This is a genomic window from Streptomyces gilvus, assembly GCF_022513565.1.
Lineage (GTDB): Bacteria > Actinomycetota > Actinomycetes > Streptomycetales > Streptomycetaceae > Streptomyces > Streptomyces gilvus.
Map to the genome: position 1 here is coordinate 1 of NZ_JAKWBE010000022.1, position 22,376 is coordinate 22,376.

The following is a 22,376-nucleotide window of genomic DNA, read 5'->3' on the forward strand; positions in this document are numbered from 1 at the left end:
CAGCCACTGCTCAGCGAGCCGCTTCTGACGGTCGGGGAAGCTCTTGGACTTCTCCGTGCCATCGGGGCCGATGTAGCGGGCGCGGTAGCGCAGGCCGGTGCCGTACCGCTCGGTCTTGACCCTGACAGGCTTGCCGTCGGGGCCGGTTTCGGTCCGGTACCAGCGGTCTTGGATGTGTCCGGCCATCAGGCGGCGACCTCCCCGAGCTGGGAGTCGACCCAGGCCCGTACGTCTTCGGGGTCGAAGCGGAGATGCCGGCCGACGCGGAAGCCGCGGGGACCGGTGCGCTTGCGGCGCCACTGGTAGACGGTCTCGACGCTGGGAAGCTCGAACATCTCGACCAGGTCCTCGGGGGTGAGGAAGCGGTGCGGCAGTGCTGTCGTCATGGTCAGCACCCCCTTTCGTCGGCGAGTTGGTCGCGTAGGGCTTCGCGGGCGGTTTCGCGGTTGAGCTGGAGGCCGCGGGCGATGGTGGCGGCGAGGGCGGACTCGCCGGGGGTGTGGCCGTGTCCGGCGTACTGCCAGTCGGCGAGGACGAGGACGGTGTCGGGCTCGACGTCGTCCAGGCCGAGGGCGGCGTGTTCCTGGGCGGCGCGGTAGTCGGCGCGGGCCTGGCGTAGGGCGCCGAGGGTGGTGGAGTAGCGGCGCGACTTGGAGGAGAAGTGGCCGCGGAAGCCGAGCATGTGTGCCCAGGCCCACAGCCGCCGCTCGGGGTACAGCTGGTCGAGGTCGCGGCATGCGGTGATCAGGCGTCGGGCGTGGTCGGGGACGCCGTGTCGGTCGAGTTCGGCGAGTTCGCCGATGCGCCGGTCGAGGGTGCCTGTGTTCTCGGCGGCTTTGGTGGCGTACTTGGCGACGTAGGAGGCGACGGCCTGTTCGGTGATGTCGGAGCCGTCGCCGAACGCCTTCACTGGGCGGATGTCGAGTTGCCGTCCCCACTGGAAGGTGCGGGCGGGCTGGTCCCCGGCAGCGGGCACGCTGACGCTGCTGTAGGTGTGCCGGGCGGCAGCGTGGATGGCGTCCTCGAGGAGGGGGACCGTGGCCCAGGGTGCCGGCGGGGAGTCGGGGCCGCCGGGTCCGTCGATGCGGATCACGGCGTGGAAGTGGATGGCGCCGCGCTTTTGGAACTCGGCCACCTTGCCGTAGGAGACCCGGCAGACCTCTTTCAGTTCGCGCTGGGTCAGTCCGGCCCGCTTGGCGATCTCGCGGCGGAGCCGGTTGGTGAACCGCATCCACAGCTCTCCGGCGTGGTTGTTGAACAGCACGGCGCCCGCGTAGTCGTAGGTTTCCGGGTCCAGGGCGGTGCCGAGGGCCGGATCGTCGGCAGCGTGGCGGGCGCCGCAGCGGCAGCGCCCGGAGTCGGGGCGGTTGTGGACCGGGCCGAAGGAGGGGGCGGTGAAGGTGGCGAAGACGCGGGGGTGTTCGCGGACGGTGGCGGGGATGTCCTTGTCGTCGTCTCCGGCAAGGCCCGCGCGGATGAGGCGGTAGGTGTCGCCCGCGTACAGCCATGCGCAGGCCGGGCAGCGGGAGGCCCGGCGGTTGCCGCAGGCGACGCGGAGGCGTCCGCCGGGTTCGTTCTCGGTGCTGTAGTGGTGCACGACCTGGCCGGTGGTCTTGTCCTTGTGGAGGGTCCAGCCGGTCAGATGGATGGGGTCGGAGCAGCCGCCGGTGCGGCGGATCTGGTCTTGCCAGCGGTGGTAGCCGGGGGCCGAGGCCACCCTCAGCAGGTCGCCGAGGGTGGTCGGGTCCAGCAGCGTTTCAGGCACGGGCACCCTCCCGGACGCGACGGACGGGCAAGGTGCCCAGGCCCTGGCAAGCGGGGCAGTGGGCGGTGATGGTGCGCAGGCGACCGCGGGTGTCACGGCCGCCGATGGTGACGGCCACGGCGGCGAAGCCGTCGCAGTTGGGGCAGATACGGGCGTTGCGGGTCGTGGCCGGGACGGCGGCGGGCATGATGGTGGTTCCTTCCGGATCAGTGGTTCGGACAGGGATGGCGCCCGGGCGGCGGATGCTTGGCGGTATCAGGGCCGCCCGGGGGCCGGTCAGCGTCGCTTGGTCTCGGAGGCGAGCAGGGAGCGCAGGACGACGGCGCACACGGCGACCGAGGCGCCGGTGATGGCGACCGCCAGGAGCAGCGAGACCAGGACGGCGCCGACGACCAGGACCACGGCGGTGCCGCCGCCGACCAGGGCGAGCATCGTGCCGGGGGTGAGCTGGACGACCGGCCGGGACGAAACCGGGGCCGGAACGGCCAGCGGGGTCTGGGACGCCGGGACGACGGCGGTCGGCTCGACGACGACCGGCGGGGTGACGTGCCCGGTCGGAGTGGGCATGGTCGGGATCTTCGGACGGAACATCAGCGGATCTCCCTTCTGGGCTGGGCTACTTGACGAAGTGGTCGATGACGGGGGCGAGGACGCTGTCGGCGAGGAGGAAGCCGCCGAGGAGGAGCACGGCGATGAGCCAGGCGGGCGGGCGGATCAGCTTGACGCCGAGGTAGCCGACGACGAGCAGGGCGAACCAGAGCGGAACCTGCATGACGGTTGCCTCCTAACGGACGCGGCAGCGGTGGGTGCGGGCGGCGAGCTGGGCGGCCGAGGCGCTGGTGTAGTCGGCGGACCAGCCGCAGCCGTCGTTGCTGCACACGGCAGCGTGTTTGGTCTGGCCGTTGCGGTCGCGGTGGGTGCCGATCTGCACCGGGCCGATCCGCATCACGGAGTGGAAGAAGTCGCGTGCAGGCATGGTCAGTTCTCCTCTCGGCTGGTGGTGGGGTCGGGGAAGCTGGCGCGGATACCGGCTGCGGTGGCCGGGTCGGTGGTGTGGCGGGCGGCTTCCTCGGCGAGCAGGAAGGCGAGGTAGGGCCGGTTGGCGGCGGTCATCTCGCGGGCGCCGTCGAGGTAGTCGGCGACCGTCAAGTCGGCGGGGTCACGGGTCACGGTCTTCTCCCTCCGGATCAGGCGAGCTGGGCGGCGATGGCGTCGGCGAGGTGAGGCGGGACGCCGAGGCGAGCGCGCAGGGTGTCGGTGTCGATCCGGGCGCCGGTACGGGCCTGGTGGTCGGCAGCGACCTTGCGGGCGTGGTCCACCAGCGCAGCCGGGACCGGCACCGCAGCAGGAGCAGGAGCCGGGACGGGCGCCGGGTCGGCGGCGGGCAGCTCGGGTACGGTCTCCGCCTCCAGGGCAGGGGCCGCTTCGGGGTCTTCCTCGACCACGGGGGCCGGGGGTGCCGGCGGAACCGGTGCCGGATCGGCGACGTGGCCGGGTGGGGTTGTGGTGTGGGCGAGGAGGGTGCCGCCGAGGAAGGCCAGGGCGGGCCATCCGGCGACGAGGATGCGCAGCCAGGCCGGGACGTGGTCGAGGTCGAGGAGTCCGGCGGTGGCGATGTTGGCGCCGAGCGAGGCGACCAGGGCGACCAGGAACCAGGACCAGGCCAGCCGAGACGGACCATCGGTGCGCAGCCGCCGCCAGACGGCGACCAGGAGCAGGTCAACACTGATGGGGTAGGCCCAGGCTTTCCAGCCGGACTGTCCGGCGGCTGCGGCCAGGTCGTGCAGGTGGGCGAAGGACAGGGCTCCGGCGATGGCGGCCTGGATGAGGACGGCGTCCAGGCGGATCGAGCGAGCCATGGGCTTGCACCTCCCTTCGATCGGGGTTTCGGGCATGGAGGGGGTAGGGACCTGGCGCGAAGCGGTCGCGCCGAACGGCGATGCGTGGAAGGGGGTCAGGCAGCGGCAGGAGCCGACTCGACAGCCGGGGCGGGAACCGGCGTCGGTGCGTCGAGCACGGGCCGGAACCGGTCCAGGCCGGGCAGGTCCGGCGTCAGGTCGGCGTGCCGGTTGCAGGTGTTCACGGCCTGGCGCAGGGAAGTGCGCGGAGCACGGATGCGGTGCCAACCACCGGTGGAGTCACCGGCGACGGCCAGCCCTCGTGTCTCGGCGGGGATCTGGATCGCAGCCAGCACAGCATCCGGGGAGATGTCCCCGAAAGCCATGTTCGCGGACGTTTCGTCGTTGACGCGGTGCGCGGTGCGTGCGGTGAGCTGGGCGCGGAGCATGGTGATGCCCTTGCCGAGTTCGGAGCCGAAGCGCTGCCCGCAGATCTCCAAGTAGATGCCGGCGGCTCGGCCAAGCTGAGCGAGGCGGACGAGGGCGGTGATGATGCGGTCGCGCCGCTTCTCCTCCTCCCGGTTGGCGAACAGGGCGAGTTCGGCGACCTCATCCACCAGGACCACGATCGGCATCGGCCGCAGATCGGCGGGCAGGTCCCAGATGTCGGTGGCGATCTCCGCATCCGGCACGTCCGCGGTGATGCGCTGCTCGGCCCGGATGAGCTGATAGACGTCCTCCATGTGCGCGACCAGGGCATCCAGCAGCTCGGCGGCGGTGTCGGGGTTGTCGGCCAGTGCGGAGAACCGGCGGGCCAGCGGGAACAGCTCCACCCCTTGCTTGCAGTCGATCCCCACCAGCGCGACCCGCTGCGGGGCGAGCCCGGCCACAAGGTTGCGCTGATAGACGGACTTGCCCGACTCCGTGGCCCCGAGGGTCAGGGCGTGCGGCATGGTCCGGTAGTCGCGGTAGTGCACGGCGCCGTCCTCACGCAGGGCGACCGGGACGCGCATCGGGCCTGTGTCGAGCCGGGCGGGCATCTGCACCCGCTTGAGCACGTCGTAGCCGGTCATCCGCACCTCGACCACGCCGGAGCGCAGTTCACGTGAGGTGACGCCGTACAGGCCGAAGGAATGCCGCAGCCGGTCCGAGGAGGCCGCCACGTCGAAGGCGTCCTGACCAGGCCGGAGCTTGAGACGCAGGACCAGGCCGGTACGGGTGGGGCGTATCCGCAGGATGCGCGGCGGTCGGGACTCCGGCGCGGGCCGGTTGGTGACCCGGGCCAGAGTCAGACGCCAGCGAGACGGCGGAACGGTCAGCCCGCAGGCGTCCATCACGCTCGTGTAGCGGACCAGGACCCGCAGCGCGGCGAGGGTGACGCCGAAGGTCAGCCAGTACCAGGCGGGACGCCGCCACCGCAGGAGACCCGCAGCAGCAGCGACCAGCACCAGAGCGACGGTCAGCCACGTCATGGCTCAGGCCGCCTTCGGCTTCGACGCGCCAACGGCGAGCGAGGTCACGGCGACCGCGCGGAAGGCGATCCCGTGCCGCTTCTGGCCGTTGAACTCGTTCTCCCACGGCCGGGCGATCAGGCCCGTCAGCGCGACCGGCGTGCCCATGGCCAGCTCACCGGAGATGCCGGTCTCCGGCACGGTGATGGACAGGATCTCGACTTCGTCGTTGGCCGCGAACATCACGTCGACCGTCATCAGCTTCCCGCCGGTGTCGGCGTCGGTGGCGATCTCACCGGTACGGCGGTCACGGACCTTCGGCTGCGGGTTCTTGGCGACCATCACGGTCGCGGCGGAGGTGTCAACGGGGATCTGACGCATCGTCTGTCTCCAGATCTTCGGGGCAGTAACCGCCTTGCCTGGCGGTGAGATCAGGAGACCGCGAAAGGGTGCGGACACATCACGGTCCGTATGGACGTTTGGGGACGTCTGAGCTATCGTCAAAACGTCCCTGGAACGTCCCATGGAAGGGCACGTCATGGCGAACGAGCGTCTGCGCGCGACGATTTCAGCAAAGGGCGAGACTATCCAGTCCGTAGCTCAGCATGTCGGCGTAGACCCGAAGAGCGTCGAGCGTTGGATCACCACCGGTCGGACGCCGCATCGGGGACACCGCTGGAAGGCAGCGAGCTTCCTGGGCGTCGATGAGGTCTACCTCTGGCCCTCCGTCGAGAAGCAGGCCGAGACCGCCAGCACTTCCGAGCTGATCTCGTACTACCCGCACCGAGGAGCAGTGCCCGCGTCGCTGTGGTCATCGCTGATCGAGAGTGCGACAGACCAGGTTGGCATCCTCGTGTACGCAGGGCTGTTCCTCTTCGACAGTCACCCAGATCTTCCGGACCTGTTGGCGGAGAAGGCAAAGGCCGGCGCCCAGGTTCGCATCCTGCTCGGAGACCCCGACTCAGATGCCGTCCGGCAGCGCGGCGAAGAGGAGGGCATCGGTGACGATCTGGCGGCACGTGCCCGCATCACCCGCCGCTACCTCGAGCCAGCCGTCACCACACCCGGTGTTGAGGTTCGACTCCACGACACGATCCTCTACAACTCGGTCTACCGGTTCGACGACGACGTGTTGGTGAACCCCCACGTTCTCGGCGCTCCGGCCGGACAGAACCCGGTCCTGCACTTCCGCTACCTCCCCGGAGCCCGCACGTTCCGGCACTACATGCGGAGCTTTGACCACGTGTGGGAGCTCGGACGCCCGGCCTAGTCAGCTCACGCTGACGTCGAGTCGTGCGACGCTGGAGACATGGCCCGTGTTGACTACTTCAACGATCCGAGCGCCCCGAAGGCCAACAGCATCGTGCCCTCGGTCACTGCTGTGGCCCTGAACGACGCCGGAGAAGTCCTGCTGATCCACAAGACGGACAACGATCTGTGGGCACTGCCCGGCGGCGGAGTCGACGTCGGCGAGTCAGCGCCCGACGCGGCCGTACGCGAGACGAAGGAAGAGACCGGGTTCGATGTCGAGGTGACCGGCCTGGTCGGCATCTACACGAACCCGGCACACGTCATGGCGTACGACGACGGCGAAGTCCGGCAACAGTTCTCCATCTGCTTCCGGGCACGCATCACCGGCGGCGAGCTACGAACCAGTAGCGAGAGCAAGGAAGTAGCGTTCGTCGCGCCGGACAGGCTGAACGAGCTGAACATCCACCCGTCCATGCGCATGCGGATCGAGCACGGCTTGGTCAGCCACCCTGAGCCTTACATCGGCTGATCAGCGAGACGGACACGCGTACGCTCCACAGCAGCGCCGAGGTACGGCCGGGCCTTACTGATCGCGGTGTGTACTTCGCTGCCCGGCTCGTACCGAACCAAGATCTCGTCAATGCGCCGGTCGAAGTCGAAGGACTGCCCCGCGGGACCAGTGGTCATGTCGGCGTAGATCAACGCGTCCAGAACCGGGGAGTCCTCCCGCTCGTACACGGCCAGCTCAGTACTCAGCCCCCGCTGCTCAGCCTCGTACACAGCGCCGGAATGGTGGGCGACCAGCCTCACGAGACGCGCCGGCGCCCCGAGCGTTTCCAGGTAACGCGCACCGTCGAGGGGGTGGAAACCGGTGTCGCGCAGTTCGGGCGCGTACCCGATGTCATGGAGCCACGCGGCAGCGATCAGAAGGTCACGATCACCTTCGGACACGGCCGGGGAAGCCTCGCGAGCACGTCGAGCGACGGCCTGGGTATGCAACCAACGGTTTCCGAGCGGAGGCAACAGGGACTCAGCCAGTTCGGCCGCTCCCTGGGGCGTGTCCAAGGCAGATGACATATAACGCACGGTAGCGGACGCGACCACATGCGGACAGCCCCGCTCAGAGACTCCCGATCATGGTGCGGTGGAAGTTTCCCTACATCATCAAGGGCTCGCTTCGCTCGCCGTTGCTCCCGGCCTCCTGAACTGCAAGCAGTCCGATCAGAGATCGAAGGTGCCGCGCACAGCGCGGCGGCGCCGGACGGTCGCCGCCGCGCCGCCCCTCCTTGCCTTCGTCACCGGGGCCGCGCGCCGTCGCCCGTCCGCGCCCACAAGGGGGCGAAGACCAGGCCGGGGTATGGGTGAGACGGCCCAGCCGAGGTCAGAACACGTCGTGGCTGGGGCGGCCGACTCCACGACTTTAGCCAGCCACTTTGGCGCGAGCCTCGAAGATCATGGCCCCAACGTCGTGCTTTACCGGGCAGGTCCACAGACTGCCCGACGCGCCGGAAGCTTACGGGGCCATGATCACTCGCGCCAAAGCAGCTCCTGGCCAAAGTCGCTCCGCCGGCCTGTGGGCGCAGCTAAGCTTTCCGGTTGGCGACTGACGTGTCTTTGGGGGAGGTTCCGAGCCAGGATGATGCAGGAAAGTCCGTACGAGCGGATCCGGGAAATCGAGAATTCAGCTCCGGCAAATCTAGCGATTTGGAAATATGGAAAATCTGCTCTCCCTGTCGCCTTGTTCGAGGTCTCTAGGAGGCGAGTCACTGATAAGTTCGAGCGGATCAAATCCGGCGGCCCTGCAGGTGAGGATGGTGAGATCGGAGGCAAGTGGGCCTCAGTAGCAGCCCACTTGGTGGAGTGGGCTTATCGTTACGGCAACCAGAGCGAGGAAGGACGGGAGCCTGCTGAGCAAGACGCGGTCGCTGCTGTCGATCTAGCTGAAAAATGGAAGGCGCTTGACATCGCCTTTAATGCAGGGAGGGCAGGTCGTGCCAAGATCTCGCAGACGAAGCGAGGGCTTTGGGTCGATCCCCTTAGTGATCCGCGGATAGAAGTCCTAGACATCTTCCTGGAAGGGGTCGATACTAACGCGGAGCCGACTCCCAAGGTGGGCCCTGATCTCAGTCCGGCAATTACCCATCTCAATTCCGTGCGCGATTCGATGTCTGGGGGTTCGGCAGCAGTCCCCAGATGGGTCGTGGGCCTATTTGTGCAACACGCGAAGAACAATCTGCGGGCTCAGAATTGGGAGGTGCCGAGATCTACCAATATCGGCGGCATGACCCTAGATGAGGTGATCCCCCTGCTCGGAACTTTGTGGGGAATCGCACATGTCGGCTGGGAAGTGTTCGCTCGGTATCCAAGTCTGACCATGGCGAATCCGGCTTTCAAACGAAGCGATCTTGCGCAGATGATCGCTCGCTACAACCCGGATAGTGATAAGATCGAACTTTTCTTAGACTTGCTTACGTATCAAGGCCAGAGCGGCAGGTCCCCGCTTTCTGCGCCACTCATTCAGTGGAGCGACACGCTGATCGTAACTCGGCACTTGCTGCATGACACTTTGACGGAACGAATGGTTCTGCGAGCAGCGTCAGCGGATCCTGCCAGCTCCGGAAAACTGGGCACCGCCCTTGGTGATCTGTGTAGCCGATGGGCGACACGCTTGCGGGATATACCAGGTGTCGAGGTTGCCGAAGAGGTAAAAATCGTCGATTCCGGGAATAAGAAGTTGGGTGATCTCGACATCGTTGTGCTCGACAGAGGTCAAATGCAAGGACTGATTGTCGAGGCTAAATGGCCTGTTGACGCCAGGACCCTCAGTGATGCCCGGAAGCAAGAAGATGCCATAGACAAGGGCCGGGCGCAGATCGAGAGACTTCAAACGCGAATCGGAAACGACGTCAAAGTCAAATTTCCCCCTGGGTGGCCTGAATTTCAAGACGTTGAGTGGAAATGGCTTGTTGGGACAGCGCGATTTTTGGATTCGCGGCGAACAGAATCGGCTATCCCGTCCACTAGCCTGCGTCTTGTCGAAGGGCTCTTGCCTGTAAGCTCATTGCGGGAACTTGTAGACGCACTGGAGAATCTTCCTCTACCTCGGGAAGGTGAGGATTTTCGGCTGGGCTGGAAAAAGGTAAGGATTGGCCAGCATCTCATTCATGTGCGGACAATCCAAATGCTGCGGACTCGCCCAACAAGCCCACCGCTTGGCCGACGACGTGCCGACGGATGGACATGAGCCCGGATCTCCATCTGCGTAAACGGCGTGTCGGAACGCTGGGCCGTCCCTGGGCCGTCCGAGGCTGCTCAGTGCCGACAGTTGACACCCACTAACGACAGTCGTAGCCAGCCACAGCCGCAGGTCACCCAAGTGGATCTGCGACACTGGTACGACCATGCCCAAGCCCGGAGAACTCACTTTCGTCGCCCCCCGCGGAGCTCAGAAGCCGCCGCGGCATCTTGCCGATCTCACTCCTGCCGAGCGCAAGGAGGTCGTTGCCGAGGTCGGGGAGAAGCCGTTTCGTGCCAAGCAGCTGTCGCAGCACTACTTCGCGCGGTACGCGCACGACCCCGCCGAGTGGACCGACATCCCGGCCGCGGCGCGTCCCAAGCTGCAGGAGGCGTTGCTTCCCGAGCTGATGACCGTCGTGCGGCATCTGGCGACCGACCAGGGGACGACCCGTAAGACGCTGTGGCGGCTGTTCGACGGGACGCTCGTCGAGTCGGTGCTGATGCGGTATCCGGACCGGGTGACGATGTGCATCAGCTCCCAGGCCGGGTGCGGGATGAACTGTCCCTTCTGTGCGACCGGGCAGGCGGGGCTGGACCGGAATCTGTCGACCGCCGAGATCGTGCACCAGATCGTGGACGGGATGCGGGCCCTGAGGGACGGGGAGGTTCCCGGGGGCCCCGCGCGGCTGTCCAACATCGTCTTCATGGGCATGGGCGAGCCGCTCGCCAACTACAAGCGGGTCGTACGGGCCATCCGGGCGCTCACCGACCCCGCCCCGGACGGACTCGGGCTCTCGCAGCGCGGGATCACCGTCTCGACCGTCGGACTCGTGCCCGCCATCCACCGCTTCGCCGACGAGGGCCTGAAGTGCCGGCTCGCGATCTCGCTGCACGCCCCCGACGACGAGCTGCGCGACACCCTCGTCCCCGTGAACACGCGCTGGAAGGTGCGGGAGGTGCTCGACGCCGGCTTCGAGTACGTGGAGAAGAGCGGGCGGCGGCTGAGCATCGAGTACGCGCTGATCCGCGACATCAACGACCAGGCGTGGCGGGGGGACAGGCTCGGGCGGCTGCTGCGGGGCAAGCCCGTGCACGTCAATCTCATTCCGCTCAACCCGACGCCCGGGTCGAAGTGGACCGCCTCCCGGCCCGAGGACGAGAAGGCCTTCGTCGAGGCCATCGCCGCGCACGGCGTGCCGGTGACCGTCCGGGACACCCGCGGTCAGGAGATCGACGGGGCCTGTGGACAGCTGGCGGCCACCGAGCGGTAGCCTTTGCCCGTACGTACATCTTCATATCCGACAGGGGAGCGCCACAGCGCTGAGAGTGCGGCATCGGGCCGCAGACCCTCTGAACCTCGCCCAGGTCATTCTGGGTAGGAAGTTCGGTCATCACCGTGAACACCAAGAAGTACTGTGCTGTCGTCGTCGGCCTCGGCATGCTCACGCTGTCCGCCTGCGGCTCCTCCGGCGGCGCCTCCGCCTCCGACTCCAAGACCGTCACCCTGGTCAGCCACGACTCGTGGGCCGTCTCGAAGAGCGTCCTCGCCGACTTCGAGAAGCAGTCCGGGTACAAGGTCCACGTCCTCAAGGACGGAGACGCCGGGCAGGCCGTCAACAAGGCCGTCCTGACCAAGGACAACCCCCAGGGCGACGTCTTCTTCGGCGTCGACAACACCCTGCTCTCCCGGGCCCTCGACAACGGACTGTTCCAGTCGTACGAGGCGAAGGGCTCCGACCGGATCAAGCCGCAGTACCGGGTCGACCAGGACAAGCACCGGGTCACGCCCATCGACTCCGGCGACATCTGCGTCAACTACGACAAGGCCTACTTCAGCAAGCACAGGCTGACCCCGCCGCAGTCCTTCGACGACCTGGTCAAGCCCGAGTACAAGAACCTCCTCGTCACCGAGAACGCCGCCACCTCCTCACCCGGCCTCGGCTTCCTCCTCGGCTCCGCCGCCAGGTACGGGGACGACGGCTGGCAGGGCTACTGGAAGAAGCTCAAGGCGAACGGCGTCAAGGTCGTCGACGGCTGGGAGCAGGCCTACAACGAGGAGTTCTCCGGCTCGGCCGGCGGCAAGAAGGCCAAGGGCGACCGGCCGCTCGTCGTCTCCTACGCCTCCTCGCCGCCCGCGGAGGTCGTCTACGCCGACCCGAGGCCGAAGACCGCACCGACCGGAGTGTCGTACGGCACCTGCTTCCGGCAGATCGAGTACGCGGGACTGCTCAGCAACGCGCGCAACAGCAAGGGCGGCAAGGCGTTCATCGACTTCCTGGTGACCAAGGAGTTCCAGGAGGACATGCCGCTCAACATGTTCGTCTACCCGGTGATCGAAGGGGCCACGGTGCCCAAGGAGTTCACCGAGTACGGTCCCGCCGCCAAGGACCCCGAGACGATGGCCCCCGCGAAGATCGCCGCCAGCCGTGACCAGTGGGTCAAGTCGTGGACGTCACTCGTACTGAAGTAGCGACCCGCCCCTCCGGGGCAAGGGCCCGGCGCGGGAACGCGGCGCGGCTCGGGCTGCTCGCCGTGCCCGTCGCGTTCTTCGCGCTGTTCTTCGCCTGGCCCGTCGCCGCCATCGTCGCACGCGGGCTGAGGGTCGACGGGGTGTGGCGGCTGGGGCGGATCGCGGACGTCGTCACCCAGTCCGACATCCGGCACGTCCTGTGGTTCACCACCTGGCAGGCGCTCGCCTCCACGGCGCTCACCCTCCTGGTCGCCCTCCCCGGCGCCTACGTCTTCGCGCGCCTCGACTTCCCGGGCCGGCAGGTGCTGCGGGCCGTCGTCACCGTCCCCTTCGTCCTGCCGACGGTCGTCGTCGGAACCGCCTTCCTCGCCCTCGTCGGACGCGGCGGACTGCTCGACGAGGTGTGGGGCGTACGGCTGGACACGACCGTGTGGGCCATCCTGCTGGCGCACGTCTTCTTCAACTACGCGGTCGTCGTACGGACCGTGGGCGGGCTGTGGGCGCAACTGGACCCGCGGCAGGAGGAGGCCGCGCGGATGCTGGGCGCGTCCCCGCTGCGCGCCTGGCGCAGGGTCACGCTGCCCGCCCTCGCGCCCGCCGTGGCCGCCGCCGCGCTGATGGTGTTCCTCTTCACCTTCACCTCCTTCGGCGTCGTCCAGATCCTCGGCGGACCCACCTTCTCCACCCTGGAAGTCGAGATCTACCGGCAGACTTCCGAGATCTTCGATCTGTCCACCGCCGCCGTGCTCACGATCGTCCAGTTCGTGGCCGTCGGCGCGATCCTCGCCGTGCACGCCTGGACGGTACGGCGGCGGGAGAGCGCCCTGCGGCTCGTCGACGCGTCCGTGACCGCCCGGCGGCCGCGCGGCGCGGGCCAGTGGGCGCTGCTGGCCGGCGTCCTCGCCACGGTCGCCGTCCTGCTCCTGCTGCCGCTCGCCGTGCTGGTGCAACGCTCGCTGGACGCGCCGGACTTCCGCTACTACCGGGCGCTGACCGGCGACGCCGGCGACACCTTCCTCGTCCCGCCGATCGACGCGATCGGCAACTCGCTGCAGTACGCCCTCGCCGCGACCGCCATCGCCGTCGTGATCGGCGCTCTGGCCGCCGCGGCCCTCGCCCGCCGGGACGCCGGACGCCTGGTGCGCGGCTTCGACGCGCTGCTGATGCTGCCGCTCGGCGTCTCCGCGGTGACCGTCGGCTTCGGCTTCCTGATCGCCCTCGACAAGCCCCCGCTGGACCTGCGCCAGTCCTGGATCCTGGTGCCGCTCGCGCAGGCGCTGGTGGGCGTGCCCTTCGTCGTACGGACCATGCTGCCGGTGCTGCGGGCCGTGGACGCGAGGCTGCGGGAGGCGGCGGCCGTGCTCGGGGCCTCGCCCTGGCGGGTGTGGCGGGAGGTCGATCTGCCCCTGGTGCGGCGGGCCTTGCTGGTCGCGGCCGGGTTCGCCTTCGCCGTGTCGCTGGGGGAGTTCGGGGCGACCGTGTTCATCGCACGGCCCGACAACCCGACCCTGCCGGTCGCCGTGGCACGGCTGCTCGGGCGGCCCGGCGACCTCAACTACGGCCAGGCGATGGCCCTTTCGACGATCCTGATGGTGGTGTGCGCGGTGGCGCTGCTGGTGCTCGAGCGGCTCCGCACCGACCGGACCGGGGAGTTCTAGATGCTGCTGAGCCTGGAAGACGCCACCGTCCGCTTCGGCGGGCGGGCCGTGCTCGACGCCGTCGGCCTCGATGTCGCCGAGCACGAGGTGGTGTGCGTGCTCGGGCCCAGCGGCAGCGGCAAGTCCACCCTGCTGCGGGCGGTGTCCGGGCTCCAACCGCTGGACGCCGGACGGGTGTTGCTCGACGACCGCGACCAGGCCGGTGTGCCCGCGCACAAGCGCGGGGTCGGCCTGATGTTCCAGGACCACCAGCTCTTCCCGCAGCGGGACGTGGCCGGCAACGTCGCCTTCGGCCTGCGGATGCACGGAGCGTCGAGAAGCGAACAGCAGGAACGCGTGCGGGAGTTGCTGGATCTCGTCGGGCTGCCCGGCGCCGAGCGGCGGGCCGTGGGCGCGCTGTCCGGCGGTGAGCAGCAGCGCGTGGCGCTCGCCCGGGCCCTCGCGCCCCGGCCGCGACTGCTGATGCTGGACGAGCCGCTCGGTCAGCTCGACCGCTCGCTGCGGGAGCGGCTGGTCGTCGAACTCCGGGAGCTGTTCGGCCGGTTGGGGACCACCGTGCTCGCCGTGACGCACGACCAGGGCGAGGCCTTCGCGCTCGCCGACCGGGTCGTGGTGATGCGGGACGGACGGATCGCCCAGTCCGGTACGCCGCTGGAGGTCTGGCAGCGGCCGGCGGACGAGTTCGTCGCCCGGTTCCTCGGCTTCGAGAACGTGGTCGAGGGCACGGTCGCGGGGGAGGCCGCCGACACTCCCTGGGGCAAGGTCCCGGTGCCCGAGGACGCCCCCCAGGGCACCCGCGGCCTCCTGGTCCGCCCGGCCGGCGTCCGGCTCGTCCCCGCCGACGAGGGCCTGCGCTGCACGGTCGCCGCGCGCACCTTCAAGGCCACCCATGTCGCCGTACACCTCCAGCCCGAGGACGCGCCCCGGCTGGAGGCGGCGTGCGCGCTGCGGGAGGCCCCGGAGGTTGGGGACCTGGTCGGCGTGGAGTTCGACGCGGCGGAAATCGTGGTGCTGGGCTGATCGGTCCGCGCATAGGGTGCGGCTCATGACCTTGCTTGCGTACGACCGCTACTGCGACGAGATTGCCCACCAGGTGGCCGAGTTGCGGACCGTGGTGACCTCCGGCGCCGACCTGTCCGCGAAGGTGCCCACCTGCCCCGACTGGACCCTCGAACAACTCGTCCTGCACATGGGCGGCGTACTGCGCTGGGTGGAGGTGCTGGTGCGGACCCGGGCCGAGGAGAACGTCCGGGACGAGGACATCCCCCGCGGCGACGGGCCCGAGAAGACGGGCGACGCCGCCGAACTCGACGCCTGGCTAGCCGAAGCCGGTGAACTGGTCGTTCGCGCGCTCCGGGAGGCCGGTCCGGACGCCAAGGTGTGGTCGTGGGCGGGCATGCTCGGCTCCGCCTTCTGGGCGCGTCGGATGGCCCACGAGATCACCGTCCACCGGGCGGACGCCACGCTGGCCGCCCAACTGCCCTACGAGGTCGCGCCCGAGATCGCCGCCGACGCGATCGACGAGTGGCTGCAGCTCGTGGGGCTGGCGGGCGAGCGCAGGGAGATGGAACGACCGCTCGCCGCCGGGCGTAGCCTGCACCTCCACGCGACCGACGTCCCGGGCGAGTTGAACGCCGAGTGGCTGGTTGTGGGGACCGAGCAGGGCGTCACCTGGCGCCGCGGCCACGAGAAGGCGGACGTCGCCCTGCGCGGCCCGCTCACCTCCCTGCTCCTCGCCTTCTACCGCCGACTGCCGCTGGACAGCCCCGGGTTGGAGGTCCTCGGTGACCGGCGGCTGCTCGAACTCTGGCTGGAGCGGGCGTCGTTCAGCTGAACGACGAAGGCCCGTCCCCGGGGATACGGGGACGGGCCTACGCGAACCTGTCGGTGAGGCGTCAGCGGCCGCTGTTGGCCCCACGACGGCGCATGCCGAAGAACACGGCACCGCCGCCGACGACGACGAGCGCGCCCGCGACACCGGCGATCAGGCCGGTGTTGGAGTTCGCACCGGTCTCGGCGAGGTTGGAGTCACCGGCGGCCGGGGACGGGGCGTTGGACGACGTGGCCGCCGGAGCGGTGCTGTCCGAGGCCGACGGGGTCGGGGTCGGGGACTCCGAGGCCGGGGTGGTGGCCGGAGAGGTCGTGGCCGGCGCGGTGGTGGCCGGAGCCGTGGTCTCGCCCGTCGAGCAACCCTCGGCCGGGGTGGTCAGGTTCGGCGTGATGTCACCGACCTCACGCTTGCCGGCCGTGACGTGGATGCGGTACTCGGCCTTCGGCGCCCAGTCCTCGGCGAAGGTGATGGTGACACCCTCGCGGGAACCGGTGACGTCCTGCGAACCGATCTGCTTGACGTCCGAACCGTTGTTCTCGAGGTAAACGGTGACGGTCGCTTTGGTACCCGAGGCGTCGACGTCCTTGACGGTGATGACGCCCTTGCCGTCCTGACACGCAGCGGCGGCGGAGAACTCAGAGATGCTGCACGCGAGCGCGGAGCCCGCGGCGCTCACGGCGAGCGCGGTCGAGGCCGCGGCGACGCCCAGGATCTGCACGGAACGTCGGGCGGTACGGCGAGATATGGTCACTTTTGCCCTTCACGGGATACGCAATTGAGGGGGGTTGTAAGAGATGTGAGGCAACAGTGAGGTGAGGCTTCACACTCCCCAGGAGGCTCACAGGTCTATAAGTGTTTCATAAGAAGTGTCAACGCATATGCTCACCCCGGGCGTTGGCTTTGCCTCCTTATTAACCACCGATACGTTTCAATGCCTCAGGGGCGTCCTCGATCCGGTCAACGAGGGCGATACGGGACTCCATCGAGCGTTCCCGGGCGAGTGATCGCAAGAGGGGCCACGCCGGCAGCCGCTCCGTCCAGTGCTCCCGGTCGACGAGCACCATCGGCGTCGGTTCACCGCGCGACTCGTAGTAGTTGGGCGTCGCGTTGTCGAAGATCTCCTGTACGGTCCCGGCCGCGCCCGGCAGGAACACCACGCCCGCGTTGCACCGGGCCAGCAGTCCGTCCTCGCGGGTGGCGTTGGCGAAGTACTTGGCGATGTGCGAGGCGAAGGGGTTCGGCGGCTCGTGGCCGTAGAACCAGGTGGGGATGCCGATGGAGTGGTTGCCCTTCGGCCAGCGGGAGCGCACCTCGAAGGCGGCCCGCGCCCACTCGGTGATCGACGGGGTGAACGACGGGGCGGCACCGAGGAGTTCGCATGCCTCGTCCAGCACCGCGTCCTCGTACGGCGCCGCGTACGCGCCCAGGTTCGCCGCCTCCATCGCGCCCGGGCCGCCACCGGTCGCCACGGTCAGCCCGGCGCGGCTCAGCTCCCGGCCGAGGCGCGCGGCACCGGCGTACGCCTGCGTGCCGCGTGCCATGGCGTGGCCGCCCATCACGCCCACCACCCGGGCTCCGCGCAGGAGTTCGTCCAGGGCGTCGGAGACGGAGTCGTCGTGGACGGCGCGCAGCATCGAGGCGTATATGTCGCCGTCCGCCTTGGTGCGCTGGAACCAGGCGTAGGCGAGGGCGTCGGGTGTCTGCTCGTAACCCTTGTCCAGGGAGGCGAACAGCTCGTCGGCGGTGTAGAGGTGGCCGCGGTAGGGGTCGAACGGGAGATGCGGGACCGGGGGGAAGACCAGGGCGCCGTCGGCTCGGATCTTCTGCTCGGCGTCCGCCCGCATCGGGCAGCCCAGGAAGACCGCGCCGGCGGTGTCCGTGGTGAGCAACTCCCTTGTGCGGTCCGTCAGATCGACGCCCTGTACGCGGTGGCCGGCGAGGGTGCCGCGGGCCGAGACCGTCGCGTCGAAGTCCTCGAGCGTCTCGATCTCGCGCTCGTCGTGGTGGGCCGCATGGGCCGGGCTCGTCTGCACGGGCCCATGCTAGGCACCCCGTGGGTTCAGTCACGGGCCCATGCCACGCAACCCCGTGGGTTCAGCTCTGGACCGCTGCCGGGTCCATCCACACGACCTCCCAGGAGTGGCCGTCGAGGTCGTCGAAGGAGCGGCCGTACATGTAACCGTGGTCCTGGACGTCGTCGTTGGCCCTGCCGCCCGCGGCGACGGCCTTCTCGACCAGCTCGTCGACCTTCTCGCGGCTCTCGGCGCTCAGACAGATCAGCACCTCGCTGGTCCGCGTCGAGTCCGCGATCTCCTTCTTGGTGAAGTCGGCGTAGCGCTGCTTGCTGAGCAGCATCGTCACGATGGTGTCGCTGATCACGACGCAGGCGCAGTCGTCGCCGCTGAACTGGGGGTTGATCGTGTAGCCGAGCTCCGTGAAGAACTTCTTCGACGCGTCGACGTCGTTCGTGGCCAGGTTCACGAAGATCATCTGCTGGTACATGCGGGTCTCTCCCATCGGGCGGGGTGTGCTGTTCGATGGGGTAGACCGGGGGCGCCGGCGGAACTCATCGGTGGCCGGGGGATGTGTTTCCCCGGGGTGCGCTCAGCGGGTGAGGGGGAGTACCGCGAGGTCGGTCACCAGCAGGGTCAGCGGGGTGAAGAGGGTCAGCAGGGCGGCGGCGCGCAGGGCGGCGGCGGTGCGGAGCATCGTGGCGGGGGCGCCGAGGCGGACCAGGGCCGCCGTGGTGTCGGCCCGGGCCTGTCTGGCCTCCACGGCGGCCGTCAGCAGGGTGGCCAGGGTGCAGCCGGTGACCAGCACGGTGCCGAGGGTGGCGAGGGGCCCGAAGGAGGGCTCCGAGGGGTCGTAGAGCGTGGACATGGCGTACGCGGCGGAGGCGACGGCGCAGACGACGCCGAGGGGGCGGCCGATACGGGTGGCCTCCTCCATCAGGACGCGGCCCGCCAGGAGGCGCAGGGCGCCGGGGCCGGCGGACTGCAGCAGGCGGCCGGTGAGATGGGTGAGGGCGGGGGCGGCGAGGGCCAGACCGAGGACGGTCAGGGCGAGGCCGACGAGCACGGCGGGGGTGGCGGTGGTGAGGCCGTCGGGCAGTTCGACGGTCCGGCTCTGGGTCGTACGGCCCGCGTAGGCCTCCACGGCCAGACCCGCGGCGAGGGTCGCGATGCCCCAGGGGAGGCCGGACGGGGCGGTGCGGGGGGCCGGGGGCCGGGTGGGGTCCTCGTCCGGAGTGTCAGGTGGTGTCTCGACGGTCCGCGCCGATGCGACACCCTCCGCGCCGCGCCCGTCCGTGGGCGGCCGTGAGGTGGGGCGGCCCCCGTGGAGGCGGGCGCCGAAGCGGCCGGACGCCCCGAACGTCTCCCGTGCGGCCGATCCGCCGTGGGCGCCGAAGCGGACGTACGAGCGGGCCGTGCCGCGTGTGGTGGCCGGCGGGGTGTCACGGGGGCGCAGGGCGAGCGCCACCGCCGCCGACGCCAGCACCGGGACCAGGGACAGGAGCGTCACGGATGCCGGGACGGGCAACGGCCGGTCCGCCGCCAGGGCGTCCGCCGCCGCGCCGTCGAAGGGGATGCCTGTCAGGTCGCCCCGCAGGTACAGGAAGAGCAGGAGGGCGAGGACGGAGCCCAGGGTGGTGGACAGGGCCGTCGTGGTGGCCGCGATGGTCATCAGACGGGCCGGCCCCAGGCCGATGGAGGACAGGCCCGGGCGGGGCTTCGTGGCCGGATCGGTACGGGAGACCGCGATCGCCAGCTGGACCGTGGCCGCCAGCGGTGTCAGGCACCAGGCCAGGCGGAGGGCCGAGGAGGACGGGGAGGCGGGGTGGCTCAGGGCGTGACCGAGGCTGCACAGGAGCAGGAAGCCGGTGCCGCCCGAGGCCAGGGTCACCAGCAGCCGGCGCAGCTGGACGGCCGGAGGGGCGGTGCGGGTCAGACGGAGAGCGAGCACGCGGCCCCCTGGCCCTCGGACGCGGCCCCCCGGCCGCCCGGCCCGCTCCGTCGGCTCTCCGGGCCCCGCGCCTCCGGCTCCGCCATCGGCGGGAGGTGGACCGTGTTGACCCGGCGGCCGTCGAGCAGGGCCACCGTGCGGTCGGCGAGGGCCGCCGTCTCCGCGTCGTGGGTCGCCAGGACCACCGTGATGCCGTGGGAGCGGGCCGCGGTGGTCAGCGTCCGCAGGACGTGCGCCCGGTCCGCGCGGTGCAGCGGAGCCGTCGGCTCGTCGGCGAACAGGACCGTCGGCGCGGGGGCCAGGGCGCGGGCGATCGAGACGCGCTGGCGTTCCGCCTGGGTCAGTTCGTGCGGACGGTTGCGGGAGCGGTCGCCGACGTCGAGGCGTTCCAGCCACTCCAGCGCGGCCGTCCTGGCCCGGCGGCGGCTCGTGCCGCGTAGCATCAGGGGGAGCGCCGCGTTCTCCCAGACGTTCAGCTCGGGGACCAGGACCGGCGCCGGGTCGATCCAGCCGAACCGGTCGCGGCGCAGCCGTTCCCGGGTCAGCGGGCCCATCGTGTGGACGGGCACGCTGTTGAACCAGACCTCGCCGCGCTGGGCCGGCACCAGTCCGGACAGACAGCGCAGCAGGGTCGTCTTGCCGCTGCCGCGCGGCCCGCTGACGGCGAGGATCTCGCCCTCCCGGACGCCGATGGAGACGCCGCCGAGGCCGGGGGAGCCGTCCTTGTGGGTGAAGTGCAGGGCGCGTGCCCAGAGAACGTCGTTGTCGGGCGGGGCCTGCATGCGCGTACACCTCGTTCTGATCCGTTTTCCCTGCCGCGATCCCCCGTGCGGGGGAACGATGACAGGGCCGATCGGTTACCAGGCACGCTAAGGAGCCGGGAGCGGAACGCCGGACAAAACGCGGCCAGGGCGCACCCTTGTCACTCGGACGGGTGCGCCCCGGGGCCATATAAGCGGCTGAACCGCCGGAGGCTAGAGCTTCGTCCACGCCTCCGTCAGCGTCGCGCGCAGGATCTGCTCGATCTCGTCGAACGTGTCCTGGTTGGAGATCAGCGGCGGAGCGAGCTGGACGACCGGGTCGCCGCGGTCGTCGGCACGGCAGTACAGGCCGTTGTCGAAGAGGGCCTTGGAGAGGAAGCCGTACAGGACGCGCTCGGTCTCCTCGTCGTTGAAGGACTCCTTGGTGGCCTTGTCCTTCACCAGCTCGATGCCGTAGAAGAAGCCGTTGCCGCGGACGTCGCCGACGATCGGCAGGTCGTGCAGCTTCTCCAGGGTGGAGCGGAACGCGCCCTCGTTGTCCAGCACGTGCTGGTTGAGGCCCTCGCGCTCGAAGAGGTCGAGGTTGGCCAGGCCCACCGCGGCGGAGACCGGGTGGCCGCCGAAGGTGTAGCCGTGCAGGAAGGTGTTGTCGCCCTTGTAGAAGGGCTCGGCGAGGCGGTCGGAGACGATGCAGGCGCCGATCGGGGAGTAGCCCGAGGTCATGCCCTTGGCGCAGGTGATCATGTCCGGGACGTAGCCGAACTTGTCGCAGGCGAACATCGTGCCGAGGCGGCCGAAGGCGCAGATGACCTCGTCCGAGACGAGCAGCACGTCGTACTGGTCGCAGATCTCGCGCACCCGCTGGAAGTAGCCGGGCGGGGGCGGGAAGCAGCCGCCGGCGTTCTGCACGGGCTCCAGGAAGACCGCGGCGACCGTGTCGGGGCCCTCGAAGAGGATCTGCTGCTCGATCTGGTCGGCGGCCCAGCGGCCGAAGGCCTCGGGGTCGTCGCCGAAGATCGGGGCGCGGTAGATGTTGGTGTTCGGCACCTTGTGCGCGCCGGGGACCAGCGGCTCGAACGGCGCCTTCAGGCCGGGCAGGCCGGTGATGGACAGGGCGCCCTGCGGGGTGCCGTGGTAGGCGACCGCGCGGGAGATGACCTTGTGCTTGGTGGGCTTGCCGACCAGCTTGAAGTACTGCTTGGCCAGCTTCCAGGCGGTCTCGACCGCCTCGCCGCCGCCGGTGGTGAAGAAGACCTTGTTCAGGTCGCCCGGGGCGTGGTCGGCCAGCCGCTCGGCGAGCTCCACGGCCTTCGGGTGGGCGTAGGACCAGACCGGGAAGAACGCCAGCTCCTGGGCCTGCTTGAAGGCGGTCTCGGCGAGTTCCGTGCGGCCGTGACCGGCCTGGACCACGAACAGACCGGCGAGACCGTCGAGGTAGCGCTTGCCCTTGTCGTCGTAGATGTAGGTGCCCTCGCCGCGCACGATCGTCGGGACGGGGGAGTTCTCGTACGAGGACATGCGGGTGAAGTGCATCCACAGGTGGTCGTACGCGGTCTTGCTGAGGTCCTTCTGGCTCACGGTTATCGGGTTCCCCACATGTAGGTCTGCTTCTTCAGCTTCAGGTAGACGAAGCTCTCGGTGGAGCGCACGCCGGGCAGTGACCGGATGCGTTTGTTGATGACGTCCAGCAGGTGGTCGTCGTCCTCGCAGACGATCTCGGCGAGGATGTCGAACGAGCCCGCGGTCATCACCACGTACTCGACTTCCGACATGTCGGTCAGCGCCTCCGCGATCTTCTCGACATCGCCCTCGACGTTGATCCCGACCATCGCCTGTCGGCGGAAGCCCACGGTGAGCGGGTCCGTGACGGCGACGATCTGCATCACGCCCTGGTCGAGCAGCTTCTGCACGCGCTGGCGCACGGCCGCCTCGGACAGGCCCACGGCCTTGCCGATCGCGGCGTACGGGCGCCTGCCGTCCTCCTGGAGCTGTTCGATGATGGCGAGGGAGACGGCATCCAGATGGGGAGTGCCGTTCCTGGACTCGCGGGTGGAGTCCCTCTGCTCTGCGCTTCGACTGGCCACGACCTCACTGTGCACGACCTCTCGACAGTTCCGCAAGGGCGGATCAATGAAATTCGTTGTTTACGCG

26 protein-coding genes and 1 pseudogene are annotated in these 22,376 nt (G+C 69.4%); 8 read left to right on the forward strand and 19 right to left on the reverse strand.

Annotated features, from left to right (window positions below):
• From MKW14_RS28235 to MKW14_RS28285, 11 genes and pseudogenes are all read right to left on the reverse strand, one after another.
• Positions 1 to 186, reverse strand: a pseudogene (locus tag MKW14_RS28235) (site-specific integrase); the annotation flags it as partial.
• The gene (locus tag MKW14_RS28240) at positions 186 to 386 is read right to left on the reverse strand and encodes a helix-turn-helix transcriptional regulator (RefSeq protein WP_240866920.1); all 201 of its coding nucleotides are present in this window, start codon (positions 384 to 386) and stop codon (positions 186 to 188) included. The gene MKW14_RS28240 and the pseudogene MKW14_RS28235, both read right to left, overlap by 1 nt.
• 2 nt (positions 387 to 388) lie before the next feature.
• Positions 389 to 1,765: a replication initiator protein RepSA gene (repSA, locus tag MKW14_RS28245; RefSeq protein ID WP_240866923.1), complete on the reverse strand. Its 1,377-nt coding sequence runs from the start codon at positions 1,763 to 1,765 to the stop codon at positions 389 to 391.
• On the reverse strand, positions 1,758 to 1,952 hold the full coding sequence (locus MKW14_RS28250; RefSeq protein ID WP_240866926.1) for a hypothetical protein: 195 nt from the start codon (positions 1,950 to 1,952) through the stop codon (positions 1,758 to 1,760). Before MKW14_RS28250 ends, repSA begins: the two co-directional genes overlap by 8 nt.
• A gap of 89 nt (positions 1,953 to 2,041) precedes the next feature.
• On the reverse strand, positions 2,042 to 2,356 hold the full coding sequence (locus MKW14_RS28255) for a SpdD-like protein (protein WP_240866928.1): 315 nt from the start codon (positions 2,354 to 2,356) through the stop codon (positions 2,042 to 2,044).
• Between the two features lie 25 nt (positions 2,357 to 2,381).
• Positions 2,382 to 2,537 (reverse strand): hypothetical protein, encoded by a 156-nt coding sequence (locus tag MKW14_RS28260; RefSeq protein WP_240866929.1) that lies wholly within the window; start codon positions 2,535 to 2,537, stop codon positions 2,382 to 2,384.
• Between the two features lie 12 nt (positions 2,538 to 2,549).
• Positions 2,550 to 2,741 (reverse strand): mobile element transfer protein, encoded by a 192-nt coding sequence (locus tag MKW14_RS28265; protein ID WP_240866931.1) that lies wholly within the window; start codon positions 2,739 to 2,741, stop codon positions 2,550 to 2,552.
• Positions 2,742 to 2,743: 2 nt separating this feature from the next.
• Positions 2,744 to 2,935 carry a hypothetical protein gene (locus MKW14_RS28270; protein WP_240866933.1) on the reverse strand — a complete coding sequence of 64 codons (192 nt, stop codon included), beginning with the start codon at positions 2,933 to 2,935 and terminating at the stop codon, positions 2,744 to 2,746.
• A 17-nt stretch (positions 2,936 to 2,952) separates the two neighbouring features.
• Positions 2,953 to 3,624 (reverse strand): DUF2637 domain-containing protein, encoded by a 672-nt coding sequence (locus MKW14_RS28275; protein WP_240866935.1) that lies wholly within the window; start codon positions 3,622 to 3,624, stop codon positions 2,953 to 2,955.
• A 95-nt stretch (positions 3,625 to 3,719) separates the two neighbouring features.
• On the reverse strand, positions 3,720 to 5,075 hold the full coding sequence (locus tag MKW14_RS28280; protein ID WP_240866937.1) for an FtsK/SpoIIIE domain-containing protein: 1,356 nt from the start codon (positions 5,073 to 5,075) through the stop codon (positions 3,720 to 3,722).
• 3 nt (positions 5,076 to 5,078) lie between these two features.
• The gene (locus MKW14_RS28285; protein ID WP_240866939.1) at positions 5,079 to 5,435 is read right to left on the reverse strand and encodes an SCO3933 family regulatory protein; all 357 of its coding nucleotides are present in this window, start codon (positions 5,433 to 5,435) and stop codon (positions 5,079 to 5,081) included.
• Positions 5,436 to 5,592: 157 nt separating this feature from the next.
• On the opposite strand from MKW14_RS28285, the gene MKW14_RS28290 reads away from it, so the two are divergent.
• Together MKW14_RS28290 and MKW14_RS28295 are read left to right on the forward strand one after the other, a co-directional pair.
• Positions 5,593 to 6,324, forward strand: coding sequence for an XRE family transcriptional regulator (locus tag MKW14_RS28290; RefSeq protein ID WP_240866940.1), 732 nt, complete (start codon positions 5,593 to 5,595; stop codon positions 6,322 to 6,324).
• A 39-nt stretch (positions 6,325 to 6,363) separates the two neighbouring features.
• Entirely contained in the window at positions 6,364 to 6,834 is a 471-nt protein-coding gene (locus MKW14_RS28295; RefSeq protein WP_240866942.1) for an NUDIX hydrolase, read from the forward strand.
• Here MKW14_RS28295 and MKW14_RS28300 read toward each other — a convergent pair.
• Positions 6,822 to 7,382 carry an HD domain-containing protein gene (locus MKW14_RS28300; RefSeq protein ID WP_240866945.1) on the reverse strand — a complete coding sequence of 187 codons (561 nt, stop codon included), beginning with the start codon at positions 7,380 to 7,382 and terminating at the stop codon, positions 6,822 to 6,824. The genes MKW14_RS28295 and MKW14_RS28300 overlap by 13 nt on opposite strands.
• A 559-nt stretch (positions 7,383 to 7,941) precedes the next feature.
• Here MKW14_RS28300 and MKW14_RS28305 point away from each other — a divergent pair.
• The 6 genes from MKW14_RS28305 to MKW14_RS28330 all read left to right on the forward strand — a co-directional run bounded on the left by MKW14_RS28305 (position 7,942) and on the right by MKW14_RS28330 (position 15,504).
• Positions 7,942 to 9,549 (forward strand): hypothetical protein, encoded by a 1,608-nt coding sequence (locus tag MKW14_RS28305; RefSeq protein WP_240866947.1) that lies wholly within the window; start codon positions 7,942 to 7,944, stop codon positions 9,547 to 9,549.
• A 157-nt stretch (positions 9,550 to 9,706) separates the two neighbouring features.
• A complete protein-coding gene (gene rlmN / locus MKW14_RS28310) occupies positions 9,707 to 10,813 on the forward strand; it encodes a dual-specificity RNA methyltransferase RlmN (protein ID WP_240866950.1) in 1,107 nt (368 codons plus the stop codon).
• 125 nt (positions 10,814 to 10,938) lie between these two features.
• A complete protein-coding gene (locus MKW14_RS28315) occupies positions 10,939 to 12,012 on the forward strand; it encodes a thiamine ABC transporter substrate-binding protein (RefSeq protein ID WP_240866953.1) in 1,074 nt (357 codons plus the stop codon).
• Positions 11,988 to 13,670 carry an ABC transporter permease gene (locus MKW14_RS28320; RefSeq protein ID WP_374116607.1) on the forward strand — a complete coding sequence of 561 codons (1,683 nt, stop codon included), beginning with the start codon at positions 11,988 to 11,990 and terminating at the stop codon, positions 13,668 to 13,670. Before MKW14_RS28315 ends, MKW14_RS28320 begins: the two co-directional genes overlap by 25 nt.
• On the forward strand, positions 13,671 to 14,690 hold the full coding sequence (locus MKW14_RS28325) for an ABC transporter ATP-binding protein (RefSeq protein WP_240866954.1): 1,020 nt from the start codon (positions 13,671 to 13,673) through the stop codon (positions 14,688 to 14,690).
• 25 nt (positions 14,691 to 14,715) lie between these two features.
• Positions 14,716 to 15,504 (forward strand): maleylpyruvate isomerase family mycothiol-dependent enzyme, encoded by a 789-nt coding sequence (locus MKW14_RS28330; RefSeq protein ID WP_240866956.1) that lies wholly within the window; start codon positions 14,716 to 14,718, stop codon positions 15,502 to 15,504.
• Positions 15,505 to 15,565: 61 nt separating this feature from the next.
• Here MKW14_RS28330 and MKW14_RS28335 read toward each other — a convergent pair whose 3' ends face one another.
• The 7 genes from MKW14_RS28335 to MKW14_RS28365 all read right to left on the reverse strand — a co-directional run bounded on the left by MKW14_RS28335 (position 15,566) and on the right by MKW14_RS28365 (position 22,324).
• Positions 15,566 to 16,252: an LAETG motif-containing sortase-dependent surface protein gene (locus MKW14_RS28335; protein ID WP_240866958.1), complete on the reverse strand. Its 687-nt coding sequence runs from the start codon at positions 16,250 to 16,252 to the stop codon at positions 15,566 to 15,568.
• Between the two features lie 160 nt (positions 16,253 to 16,412).
• Positions 16,413 to 17,534, reverse strand: coding sequence for an LOG family protein (locus tag MKW14_RS28340; RefSeq protein ID WP_240866961.1), 1,122 nt, complete (start codon positions 17,532 to 17,534; stop codon positions 16,413 to 16,415).
• Positions 17,535 to 17,595: 61 nt separating this feature from the next.
• Entirely contained in the window at positions 17,596 to 18,003 is a 408-nt protein-coding gene (locus MKW14_RS28345) for a VOC family protein (RefSeq protein WP_240867164.1), read from the reverse strand.
• A gap of 102 nt (positions 18,004 to 18,105) precedes the next feature.
• Positions 18,106 to 19,464, reverse strand: coding sequence for a hypothetical protein (locus MKW14_RS28350; RefSeq protein ID WP_240866963.1), 1,359 nt, complete (start codon positions 19,462 to 19,464; stop codon positions 18,106 to 18,108).
• Positions 19,446 to 20,246: an ABC transporter ATP-binding protein gene (locus MKW14_RS28355; protein ID WP_240866964.1), complete on the reverse strand. Its 801-nt coding sequence runs from the start codon at positions 20,244 to 20,246 to the stop codon at positions 19,446 to 19,448. The genes MKW14_RS28350 and MKW14_RS28355 overlap by 19 nt, the downstream gene beginning before the upstream one ends.
• A 192-nt stretch (positions 20,247 to 20,438) precedes the next feature.
• Complete coding sequence (locus tag MKW14_RS28360) at positions 20,439 to 21,803, reverse strand: aspartate aminotransferase family protein (protein ID WP_240866967.1); 1,365 nt, start codon at positions 21,801 to 21,803, stop codon at positions 20,439 to 20,441.
• 2 nt (positions 21,804 to 21,805) lie between these two features.
• On the reverse strand, positions 21,806 to 22,324 hold the full coding sequence (locus tag MKW14_RS28365; protein WP_240866970.1) for an Lrp/AsnC family transcriptional regulator: 519 nt from the start codon (positions 22,322 to 22,324) through the stop codon (positions 21,806 to 21,808).
• Positions 22,325 to 22,376 lie beyond the last annotated feature (52 nt).